The following is a 12461-nucleotide window of genomic DNA, read 5'->3' on the forward strand; positions in this document are numbered from 1 at the left end:
TACCCCTCCTCACCTAATAATTTCAACCATGCCATACTGATCAGAATATATGCGCCTGCGTTCCTTATCAGAAATAGTCAGAAGTCCCACTCTATAACTCCATTCTTTGCCAACCTCAATTGCGGTACCATAATCCCTTTCAAGCCAAAACTTCTCACTATCTTCAACTTCAGCATGAACGATGTCATAGGTTTCTTCAACCAGCATAAACTTCCCAGATTCTTCATCCATTTTTTTAAATCTGTACCTCCCCGCATCATCTTTTTCTAGATACAATTCGATATCTCTGTCCCCCTCACGGAAAGGATTCAAAGTCTGTGGCAAACCAGTCAGATACCAATACTCGTCCTGCCAGCCATGAATAAATGCAGCCCCCACATTGGAAAGATTGCGAAAATCGCTCAATACCTGGTGTTCCAAATCTATGAGCCGTCTCTTTGGTAACAACATTTCCTGCCTGCTGACTCTAGGTATGGCATCTACTCTCTCAGCCAGGCCATCAACGTCTACCAGTTGCTGCAAATCATGCGTCTCCAGGACATATTCTTCACACTCGAAGCCAGGCGATGTATATGCAATCTTTTTTCCCTCCAAAGCCAACATATTATATTGCATTATACAGATATTACCTACAGCCTTTGCCTTGAAAGCACATCTATGCCTGCGTATACGACCAGCCAACTGAATGAGCGAGCGATATGAAGATGGCTCCAATATAGCCCAGTCAAAATCATGATCACGCCCCACTTCTTCGATAGGTGTAGCTACGACAATAAAGAGAATATTATTTCCTTCTGCTTCATCTATGTGCTTACGCATAACGCTATCTGTGAAATCAATCATCTCCATATCCTGCCCCTTGCGCTTCAAGGCTCCATCAAGATATTTCTCCTGCAACGTTCGCAAAAGCAGTGTCTGCCTGCTATGATATACCATAATCCTCGGTGCCATATTTTCTGGCCACGCAGCTGTCTCTACGAAATACCTGGCTACTTCCACACACAACCTGATATTAGCTGTCCTGACAAGACCAATTGATACCTTTTTATTGGTTTTCTTATCTATTACGAAGTAATTTTGATGAAGGGTGACCGCCGCTTCTTTCATACATTCGCAATATGCCTTTCGCCTCTCATCATCTGTTTTGCTAAAAATATCAGTGCAATCCTTTATCCAGGCCCATCTTTTCGGCGGCTGAGACAGAAGTTTCTTGCAATGGTTATCAACATACGCAGCATGAGCCCTCCTGAAATCATCATCTTTTTGATTGTCCATCAACTTTACTTTGGTCATGAACTCATCACACCAAACGCAGTTGATATCATTGCTTGTACCACAAAAACGAGCATATAGTTCCCGTCCGCTTTTATAGGCAGAAAACAAGCCTTCTGCCAAATCAGGCGGTATAGTTGCCGATGACAATATCACATTGCGCCCTAGCATGCCAGCCAGATGCGTAAGCCTGGCTATAGCTACTAAATCACTGCCTGTGAAGTCATCTATCTCATCGATGACAATATCAGCCGTCATCATCCTCAGCACAGGCAAGATAAAACGTCCACCACGAATGCTTTCCGTGCCTGGCATAAGGTGATCAATAGTGGACACCAGCACAGGAGCATACAGCAATCTGCGATGCTTCTGACTTGCATCTTCATTATTCTTAGGAAAGAGCGCCGCCAAAACATCTTCATCTTGAGCAGTACCACCATCAATATCACCAGGCATAAGCTCATTCATGTTTGCAGTATCACTATTATCATCCCAGACTTTCTCACAATCTTCTTTTCCGCCTTTCACCCTTTCATACAGTTCCTTGACTGTAGCAGAACCAATCAACACGGCCATATCATTTTCGTTCAGCCTTACACGACTGCGATATTCATCGCCGGTTTGCAACGTGAGGCTTCTAAGCCCTAGCAGAAGACTATATCTTAAGGACTCTCCATCTTGCGAGATAGCCATGGCAAGCTTGGCATTGGCAAAGGTTTTGCCGCAGCCTGTTCCTGCCATATTGACTACAAACCATCCGCCCCCGGCCTCAGACTTTGCTTTATTTTCACGCACAGCCTTCACTGCCAAATCCTGCCAGGCAAAAGCTGACAGTTTACTTTCTTGTTGGAGTTTTTCGATATTTCTTGCCCGTTTCATCCCAACCATGAGTTTCGGCAGGGCATTGGCTATCTGAACAGCCTGCCGGGAAACACGCACCAGATGTTCAGCAAGTTTTTGCTTCAGCTTCCTTTGACAGGTATTTGCATACAAAACCTGCCATCCACCTTTCCACGCCTTGTCAGCCTCCTCTGACGAAACAGCGTAATCTGCCAGCATCAGGCAAATTCTCGCCTGCAATAAGAAGATTCTTGTGTTTCCAGCTTCCCATATCTCCAGAAGCTTATCCTGCTCATCCAGCACCGCTTGGCTGGCTTCCTTCAGCTCCTGCAGCCAAACTGCTGAATCAAGCAGCAAGCCCTTGGAAAACATGGGCATTTTCACCTCATCAACTTTCTTATATCCCCATTCAGGCTCAATTATAGACAGTACCTCTTGAAAAGAATTGCCCTCAGCTTTCACGAAGCCAGCACAATCTTCTTTTTTCAGTGTCGGCATTCGATGATGGCACAAAATCAACCAGCAAATCATGCTGGCAATAGGTGGCATTTCACCTATCTCCTGAGCATAGTTTTTTTGTATTGCCGCAATAAGAGCCTTTTCATCAATTTTTCCTTCGGCAAGCTGCTGAAGCCAATCAGCATCGTTATCAGCAGCAGCACAAAGATTCTCCACCAGCTTGCAGCTAAGCCACTCGTGACGATAGCAATCTCTCGCTTTCTTCTTTCGCAGCGATTCCTGGAAAGCATCATTGGCTTTGCCCCAATCGTGCAGCAACGAGGTAAGTATCAGTATACCTGAAAGTAATTTCATATATTCCATCATGAACTTCCCTCTTAAATTTATTTAAAGTTCAAACGGTGTATAAATATATCACCAATCAACACTTTTTAAGCCACCTCGCGGCGGTAACTATTTGTATCATTTCTTCTTTTTATGGGCTTGCTGAACAAATGCGATAAAGCAATAGCCCAGCAGGATTCACCTGCCGGGCTATTCTTTATTATTCCAGCAGGGTATCTACACCTTGAATTTTGCTACTTCCTGCTCAAGTTCTCCTGCCATCCTGGCCAGCTGCTGGGTGTTGGTGTTCATTTCATGGACGGCAGCGGTCTGCTGCTCTGTGGCGGCGGAAACAGTTTCGGCGTTGGATACCACGCTGCGGCTCATCTGGCTGATATTGTCGATGGAATTGCGGCAGGTTTTGGCACTAGCGCCGGCCTCCTGGGAGTCGGCGGAAATCTTTTGGGAACGCTGGGCGATCTTGTCCACCAGGGTCACGATCTGGTCGAAGACCTGGCCGGTTTCCTCCACGCTTTTCTGGGTGGAGGTGAGCTGGGCGGTGCCGTCATGCATGCTGCTTACGGCCTGCTCTGTCTCGTGCTGGATCTGGGTGATGAGGGAGGCGATGCGGCTGGCGGCTTCTTCGGACTGGGCTGCCAGTTTCCTGATTTCCTCTGCCACTACGGCAAAGCCCCGTCCTGCCTCTCCTGCCCTGGCGGCTTCGATGGCAGCATTCAACGCCAGCAGGTTGGTCTGCTCAGCGATGCCGGAGATGTCATCGGTGATCTTGCCGATGGTGTCGGAACGCTCTCCCAGGCTGTCAACCACCCTGGCAGATTCGCCTACCACTTCGCTGAGGCGGGCCATATCCTTGACGGTGCGGTCTACGACCTCGGCCCCCTTTTGGGCTTCGTCCGTGGCCTGCTTGGTCTCTACCGCAGCCCGGCGGGCGTTGTGGGCCATGGTCTCTATGCGGGTGAGCAGGTTTTCCATGGCATCAGTAGCCTCGGTGATGGCGGTGAGCTGAGTGTTGGTGGCGTGGGCCACATCGGTGATAGATTCGGCCACCTGCTGGCTGGCGGTGGCGGATTGGGCGGTCATTTCATTCAGCTGAGCAGCATCAGAGGATACCTGCTGGGCAGAGCTGCGGATGGCATCCAAAAGCTTTCTCATGCTGCCTCCCATCACTCCCAGCACTTCCACCATCTGGCCGATTTCATCCTGCCGGCTTGCAAATTCCGGATTGATGGGTTCCTGGCGATAATCTCCTTGGGCAAACTTCTGCAGGCGTCCGGTGACAAAGGAGATAGGGCCGCTGAAGCCGCCTGCCAGCTTGATGCCAAAGACCACCATCAGGGCGGAAATCACCAGCATGATAACGGCGGCCATGGCAATCCTGCTGTAGAGGGCAGAGTCATTTTCTGCCACATAGGCGGCTGCCGCCTCGTCTATGTAGTCAATCCAGGAGCCGGTGCAGATGATCCAGCCATAGGGCTTGAATTCCATGGAATAGCCCCGCTTGGGCAGATCAGTGCTCTCGCCGGGCTTGGGGAAGGCGAAGTTGGAGTAGCCGCCCCCCTCCTGCTGGGCTGCCTTGAAGATTTCCTGCATATAGAGGACACCGTTGCTGTCCTTGTCATTGAGTCGCATCTTGCCTTCGACTTTGGAGCCCAAAGTAGCGTGGGCCACGCAGATGCCGGTGGCTTTCTCATCGGCAAAGAAGTAGCCCTTGCCGTCATCGTAGCGCAGGGCCCTGATGGTAGCCAGAGCCAGTTCCTTGCCTTGGGCTTCGGTGATCTTGCCCTGCTGCTGCTGCGAGTAGATGCCGTTCAGGGAGGATACCAGAGCTTCTGTCTGCAGCTTGATTTCCCTGTCGTAGTGTTCCTCCAGGTTTTTCCTGTAGGCGATATTTTCCTCTTTGTTTTCCTGGATAGTGCTGAAGATGAAGTATGAGCCTACTGTCAGAGTGGCCAGGACACCGATGGCCACAAACATGGCCGTCAGCCGTCCTTTCACAGAGTTCATAAAAAACATACACATTCCCTCCTACGAAATAGCTATTGCCTTTCTTTCTACATGAGAAGGGGTTTTCCCTTTTTTATCTTGCTGGCTTCATCAAAATGAGGCAGCAGAAGTTTTGATTCGTTTTGCTGGGCGCATAGAAAAAGCCCGGCTGGGTTATCCCCTGCCGGGCCAATTTCAAATAGACAGCGTCAATGTATTGAAGCCGTGATAGCTGCGATAGAAAAGATTGGCTGCATGGCTTTTGACCATGTGCAGGCCCAAGCCGCGGGTGTCACGGGCGGCCTCTGCCATGCCCTGTGGCTTACGAGCCAGGGCTTCCCGGGCCAGCTGGAAGGGGTCGAACTCCTCCCCATTATCACGGAAATGGAGCTCGAATATGCCATCTTCCCTGGCAATCAGGGTGAGCTGCACCTGCACTGCCTGCCCCCCAAAGCGGCTGCTTTCCTCCTCGCAGATTTCCTCCAGGGCCAGACGCAGGAGGTAGCGTTTCTTCTCATCAGCCCCCCAGCGGGCGGCGAAATCCTCCATGGCCTCCAGCTGCTCAGTCACAGCCTCCGCATGGCCCAGGAAGGAGGCGCTGTAGACCCGCTCGTCAGAGATGGACCTGCGCTCCCCCCGGCGCCTGTGGTAAAGCCAGAGCACCGCCAGCGTCACCAGCTCTCCCAGGGGATAGACGAACCAGAAGACATAGAAGCCCCCCTCCGCCAGCAGGAACAGCAGGGGCAGGCTGGCCCCCAGACGCCGCATGAAGACCACCAGGAAAGCCCCTTTTTCATCCTCCTCGGACTGGAGATAATTCTGCAACAGCAGGCACACTCCCATGAAGATGGTGCCGATGCAGAAAACCCTGGCTGCATAGTAGGCCTTGCCCACCTCCCCGATATCCTCCATGCCAAAGAGCAGATCCAGGATCTGGGGATAAACCACGACCCCCAAAGTAGCCAGGACGCCCAAAACCAGTGAATATATCAGGCAGTAGCGGAAGACTCTGTGCAGCTCGGTGAAATTGCACTCGGCAAAGAAGGTGGAAAAGAGGGGCTGGGCCGTCTTGCCGATAAACTCGTAGATGAAGATGAAAAGCAATGAGAGGTTTTCGATGATGTTGAACACCGCCACCCCTTCGGTGCCCCCCAGGTCCATCATGAGGTGGATGGCCACTAACGTAAAGATGGCATCGAAGATGTACTCAGAGGAAGTGGCAAAGCCCAGCCGCAAGGCCTTGAAGGCCTCTTGGAAGGAGGCAGCCCTGCCCAGCACCCGCAGCTGCCCTTTGCCCAGGCATAGATAGCCCATGGCAATGGCAAAGGTTCCCGCATTGGCAATAAAGAAACCAAAGCTGCAGCCGGCAATGCCCCAGTCAAAGACCAACAGGAGCAGGGCGCTGACGGCCAGATTGGCCACGCCGCTGACAGTCTGCAGGGTGATGGCCAGGGTGTCGGCATCGTCATTCCTCAGGTAGGTGGTCACCAGCTCCATGAGAATCTCAAAGGGAATCCCCAGCAGTATGTAAGAGATATAGCTCTTGGCCAGCTGGTAGACTTCGCCGTCCTCCGGAGAGGTGCCCAGTGCCGCCAGCACCCCATCTTCCAGCAGCAGACCTCCGGCCGCCACCCCAAAGCCGATGACGGCAGCCAGCCGCAGGAAGAAGCGGAAGATGGAGAGGGCCTCCTCCTTTCGCCCCTCGTTCATGAGATTGGCATAAATCACTGCTCCTCCCATGGACAGACCAAAGACAAAGAAAGCAGCCAGCAGGAAGAGCGGCGAGGCGAAGCCTACGGCAGCCAGCCCCTCCGTGCCGATGGCATGGCCCACCAAAATGGTGTGCCCCATTTCCGCCAGGGCCAGGCCAATCCCCGCCAAAGGTGCAGGCAGCACCGCCCCCAAAAACATCCTGCGGGTAAAATAAGCATGATCCACTTTTTCCTTCAAACTCAAGGACAAACCTCCTTGTCAGGCCAGCTCCCTTATGATATCCGCAGGCTTCCTGCCTGCCGCCAAGCCCTCTATGACGCGGGCGTAGTTCCGCAGGAACTTCTCTACAAAAGCCTCGCTGTACTCCAGTGTATTGTAGGTCAGGTTCACATAGAAATCATCGCTGCGGCGATGGACGAAGAAGTCGAAATTCTCCTCCTCAAAGTCCTCGATTTCCTCATATTCAGCCCGTCCCCCGCAGAAGTCGAAGCCCGTGTCCATGTCCTCCCCCTGGTAGGAGAAAGCCACGATGAGGGGCACCGGATCACCTTCATAGAGGGCGTGACGACGGCAGAGCAGGACATTTTCCTGAGTCTGCCGGACAAAATCTCCCGCTCCCATATTTTCATCCCAGCTCACGCAGAGAGGATAGTGACGGTAGATGGCTCCCATGGTGCGCTCAAAGCGGATGTCGTCACGGCCGTTGTAAATGGTGAGCACCACTCCGGCCTGCTCCCCGTTGTTGCGGCCCTGCAGCAGGCCGAAGGCGGCAGCGGTCAAAGTGCCGTCCGTGATGCCCTGGGCCTTGGTGAAAGCGTCTACCGCCGCAAGATCCACATGGATGGGGACAAAGATATCCTTGGTATCATTCTCACCCTTGGGGTCAAGATCTCCTGGCATCTCGCTGAGACGGCTGGTGAAGGAGCGGACAAAATCATGGTTCCACTGCTGTTCCTTTTTATAAGCCTCGGTGCCCAGCTTTGCCTCTATCTCGTCATAGTAGTCAAAGATGCTGTACTCCTCCGGCTGAACTTCTTCGCCACGGTATGCGGCATCCAGGTCCTGCAGGAAGATCTCAATGGAGTCCCCGTCAATGATGGGATGGAGGAAATCAAAGTAGAACAACTTGCTCAGGCTGCCATCCTCCTCCTTGATAGCAAAGAGGCGCATGACGAACATGCGGGTGTCAGGCTTGTTCCTGCTCTGCCGCAGTTTGGGCTTCAGGGCCTCATACTCTGCCCGGGACACCTCTTCCACAGCGGGACGCAGGTCCTGCAGGTCACCCTGTTTCCAGCGCAGTGTTCCCCCTTCCGCCTCTGTGAGCCTGGCATCAACTGCCGGGTGGGCCAGCAGCACCTTTTCAATGGCTGCAGCCAGCCGTTCCAGGTCAGTAACGGCGTCCAGAGTCACATAGGCATCACAGTGAAGGCCGTAGCCTTCCTCCAGAGAATTGCCCCAGTCGTAATGCAGTTCTTGCAGGGGGCCGAAGAAGTGGCTTTCCTTCTTTTCCCCGGCTGCCTGCTGGCTGCGCTCCGCCAGCAGGGCTGCAATGCCTGCGGGGGTCTTGCCCTCATAGATAAGGTTGAAATTCAGCTTCAGCTCCCGGCACTCGGACAGGAGACGCACAATGCTAAGACTGTCGCCCCCTGCCTGGAAGAAATCCTCCTCAGCGCTGGCCCGCTCCAGCCCCAGGGCAGCGGCAAAGCCTCTGCACAGCTCCGATTCAGTGTCGTTCTTAGGGGCCACATACTCCTCAGATACGCCCCTCAATTCCGGCACAGGCAGGGCTTTCTTGTTCAGCTTGCCATTCTGGTTCCGGGGGATGGCATCCAGCTGCACAATGGCCGCAGGTACCATGTAGGGAGGCTTCCGCTCCCGGATGAAATCTGCCAGCGCCTCCTGGTCAATGGGCTCCCGGGACACCACATAGGCGGCAATGAACTTGCCTCCTGCGGGATTGTCCCAGGCTGCCACGGCGGCATTTTCCACCTGGGGGAAGTCGTGTATGACTCCCTCCACCTCGGAAAGCTCCACCCGGAAGCCCCTGATCTTCACCAGGCCGTCCCGCCGGCCCACGAACTGGATATTGCCGTCAGTCAGATAGCGCACGATGTCCCCGGTGCGATACGCAGTGGCATAATCAGGGTCAGTGGAGAAAGGATTGGGCACGAAGACCTCTCTTGTCTTTTCCGGGCGGTTCAGATAGCCTCCCGCCACCTGGGGCCCGGCTATCCAAAGCTCTCCCAAAGCCCCCGGGGGCACCCGGCGGCCATAACCATCCACAATGTAGATATCGGTATTGTCATTTGGGGTGCCAATGGGCACATCGGCCTCGTATTTGGTCATATTGTAGCAGGTGACGGATACGGTGGCCTCCGTGGGGCCGTATTCATTGGCCAGGATATAGGGATAGACCGGCTGGAAAGACACCAGCTTCTCCCCGCCTCCCACGATATAGCGAAGGCTGGGGCAGTCCATGGTCAGGGCAAACTGCCGCCCCACCTGGCTGGGCATATCAGAAATGGAAATGTTGTGGCGCCGGATCAGCTCTGCCAGAGCAGGCAGGTCCAGTTTCTTTTCTTCAGGGACTATCACCACAGCGCCTCCCACCGTCAGGATGGGATACATATCTGCCAGGGAGCCGTCAAAGCCATAGCTGTTGTAGCAGCTGACCCGGGTCTCCGGGGTGGGAGCATAGTACCTGCGGTACCAAGCAGCATAGGCCATGAGGTTGCTGTGCAGGAGCCGCACCCCCTTGGGCACGCCGGTGGTGCCGGAGGTGTAGATGAGGATGAAGAGATCTTCCGGCTTGGGGCCCTCCATTGCCTTGATTTCTTCCTCTGCAGCCTCTGGCAGGCTGGCCGCTTCAGAAATAGTGAGCACCAGCCCCTTATATTCCGGGAAATTTTCCAATCTTGCCTTCAGCTCATCAGCCACTATGATGAGCTTTACCTCTGCATCCCTGGCCATGAAGGAAAGGCGTTCATCGGGATAGTTGGGATCCAGTGGCTCATAGGCGCAGCCTGCCTTCAGCACTCCCAGGGAGGCTATGACCATGTACTCAGACCGGGGAATGAAGACCGCCACCCGGTCTCCCCTTCCCAGCCCCTGCCGGGCAAGATATGCTGCCAGCCTGTCAGTCAAATCCTCCACCTGGGCATATGTATAGGCCCGCTCCTCGTAGATGACCGCCGTATGCTCCGGGTACTCTGCCGCCCGCTGACGGAAAAGCTCCACTATGGTGGTCTGACGGTCATATTCCCGAGCATTGTCATTGAAGGCATCCAGTCTCTGCCTGGTTTCTGCCGAAGACACCTGAACCTTGCTCAGGGACGGAGCCGCCCGCAGGCTCTGGAGGATTTCCCTCCAGGCCAGGAGCAGTTCCCGGATGAGGGCCTGGCTGTACCTGCCCTCATCATAGCAGATAGAGAGCTCGCCACCGCCAGCGCAGAAGCCCAGGGCATATCTGTCACCCGGTACCCAGCCGCGCTCCGCCTCAAGGCAGAGAACCATCCCCCGGCCCGGCTCCCAACCCAAAAGTTCCGCTATTTCCTCCTCCTGCCAGGCAAAGTTCCCTGCTTCCTCCAGCCAGCCTTGCACCCGTGAAATGAGGCTCTCTGGAGAATCCTCCCCCTGCCAGCTGAGACGCACCGGCCTAAGGCACTCTCCCTGCTGCAGGAGAAACGCGCCCTCCTGCAGCCCTCCGTATAGCCCCAACAAAAGCAGCAGGCTTGCCGACAACTCCGCAGCATCACTTGCCGCAGTCAAGTTCAGGGCTTGACGCCTCCACCCGCCTGGCTCCCTGCCATCAGGCAGGGGCAGGCATTCCGGGCTTTCTTCGGACAGATACCTGTCACACCACACTTCTTTATTCATGCTTCAAAACCTCTACTCACAGCAGTTCTGCCAATTTCCGTTCACTATCCTGCAGGGCCACGGTCATTTTTTCCACCTGGCTGGTAAAGTTCTCCATGGCCTTGTGGGAATAGCAGTCAGGATCGTAATCCAGCACCAGAGAATAGGTACCATCATCATGGGCATTCAGCTCAATATCAAGAGTATTTTCCGCTGCGGAGATTTCGTTGGCCGGCATTTCCTCAATGACAGCCTGGGTGTCCCCCAGCTTCATGCCTCCCCGGCGTCCCATACTGCCCTTCTGAAGGATAAAGCAGGCACAGCCTGTTTCCATGCCTTCTTCGTAAACCTTATCCAGTCCCTTCCTGTACTGGACAGCCTCAGCTATACGAGCCTCAAGCCTGGGCAGGAACTGGCCCACGGTCATCTCGCCATCAAAATCCCAGCGCAGGGGGAACTGATCCAGCATCAAGCCCATGAGGCGCCGCTCAGACGAGGTGGCCCGACCATTGTGGACCCAGCTGATGATAGCATCCCTGCGCCCGGCTGACCTGGCAATAGCCAGCATTGCGGCCGCCATGAAAAAAGTGTTCTCATTGAAATCACGGCCCTTGAAAAACTCTTTCTCTATCCCCTTGAGGGGCGTTTCCATCTCATGGTCCGGCCCCGCTTCCCCATTACCTCCATCCATAGGTGGCAAGTGCCTTTCCTTATCAAAACCGGCCAGCATAGCCTGCCAGTAAGCCCGCCCCTTCGTCAGCTCCTCCTCAGGCAGTTCTGCCTCCGCCTTGACATAGTCAGCATAGCTGGCAGGCTGGCGCTTGGCGGCTGCGGCCTCGTTGCCGTGGACATAGCGCTTCTCCAGCTCCCGCCAGAAGAGCAGGGCTATAGCCGTCCCGTCCATGATGGCATGATAAAAGTCCATGTAGATATACTTGGACTCAGGGGTCTTTATGATATTGACCCGGTAGAGGGGCCGGTCAATGAGGTCATAGGGCTGTCTGAGCTCCTGCTTGCGCTCCTCCAGTCCCTCTTCCGACAGGCTTTCCACATAAACCTTCGCCACCTCCCCGTCAAAGCGCTGGCAAAGTTCTCCTGTATCAGGATGGAACACCAGACGACAGCGGAAGATGTCATAAGACTCCAAAAGACCGTTCACCGCTGCCGCCAACCGTTCCAGATCCACAGCAGGGTCCAGCCGCACCAAAGCGCCGGCATTCATCATGGTAGACTTGGCCCGACGGAAATGGGTATCCGTCATCCAGCGCTGGATGGGACGCAGGGGATAATAAGCCCTGGTGGCAGAAGCCGGCTCCTCCCCCTCCCGAACGATGTGAATGAAGCGGGAGAAGTTGGTCATCTCAAAGACCTCCATCACAGCCTCCTGGGGGTAGAGCACCGTGAAGCTGCCTTCCTGGCTTTCCATGACCTTGGCTGCCTGCAGCAGGGAACGCAATCCCGCCGAAGAAAGATAGGTGACCCCGGAAATATCCAGCAGGAGTTCCTTCACCCCTTCCGTTGCCAGCAAGAATTCCTTATCAAAGACGTCCATGGCCAGCTTGTTGAACTCTCCTGTCAAAAACATAGTCAGGCGCTCTCCCTGACGTTCCTGCCTTATTGCAAAATCCATGATGACTCCTCCTGTTTAAGCGTTTTCCAACTCTTCCGCCGACGAGTAGATATTAACAAACATATCCAACCTGGCCATTTCCAAAATCTCCTTCACCATGCCCCCAGGTGATACCACTGAAAAGGGCTTCCCTGCCTGCCCGGCTGTGCTGGCCAGCTTCAGGATGGTCCTGATGCCGGCACTGGAAAGATATGACAGGGCTGACAGGTCAAGGGCCAGCTTCCGGCAGCCAGCCAGGAGATCTTCCCCTTTTGCCGCTGTCTCCTCTGCAGTGAGGCGGTCCAGCCGCCCCTGCAGGTGCCAAAGGAGCCAGCCGTTTATTTCTTCACTGCTGTAGCTGATAGGTAAATCAGACATAAATCCT

6 protein-coding genes are annotated in these 12461 nt (G+C 54.3%); all 6 read right to left on the bottom strand.

Annotated features, from left to right (window positions below):
• Positions 1-9 precede the first annotated feature (9 nt).
• The 6 genes from cas3f to P159_RS0115590 all read right to left on the bottom strand — a co-directional run bounded on the left by cas3f (position 10) and on the right by P159_RS0115590 (position 12454).
• On the bottom strand, positions 10-2937 hold the full coding sequence (gene cas3f, locus P159_RS0115565; RefSeq protein WP_051650409.1) for a type I-F CRISPR-associated helicase Cas3f: 2928 nt from the start codon (positions 2935-2937) through the stop codon (positions 10-12).
• A gap of 195 nt (positions 2938-3132) precedes the next feature.
• Positions 3133-4929 (bottom strand): methyl-accepting chemotaxis protein, encoded by a 1797-nt coding sequence (locus P159_RS0115570; RefSeq protein ID WP_051650410.1) that lies wholly within the window; start codon positions 4927-4929, stop codon positions 3133-3135.
• A 165-nt stretch (positions 4930-5094) separates the two neighbouring features.
• Entirely contained in the window at positions 5095-6855 is a 1761-nt protein-coding gene (locus P159_RS0115575) for an MATE family efflux transporter (protein ID WP_029545541.1), read from the bottom strand.
• A 15-nt stretch (positions 6856-6870) separates the two neighbouring features.
• Positions 6871-10488, bottom strand: a complete 3618-nt coding sequence (locus tag P159_RS0115580) for an amino acid adenylation domain-containing protein (protein WP_029545543.1) — start codon at positions 10486-10488, stop codon at positions 6871-6873.
• Positions 10489-10504: 16 nt separating this feature from the next.
• The gene (locus P159_RS0115585; RefSeq protein WP_029545545.1) at positions 10505-12097 is read right to left on the bottom strand and encodes a condensation domain-containing protein; all 1593 of its coding nucleotides are present in this window, start codon (positions 12095-12097) and stop codon (positions 10505-10507) included.
• A 15-nt stretch (positions 12098-12112) separates the two neighbouring features.
• The gene (locus P159_RS0115590; protein WP_029545549.1) at positions 12113-12454 is read right to left on the bottom strand and encodes an STAS domain-containing protein; all 342 of its coding nucleotides are present in this window, start codon (positions 12452-12454) and stop codon (positions 12113-12115) included.
• Positions 12455-12461: the final 7 nt, after the last annotated feature.

The sequence above is a fragment of the Selenomonas sp. AB3002 genome (genome assembly GCF_000702545.1).
Lineage (GTDB): Bacteria > Bacillota > Negativicutes > Selenomonadales > Selenomonadaceae > Selenomonas_B > Selenomonas_B ruminantium_A.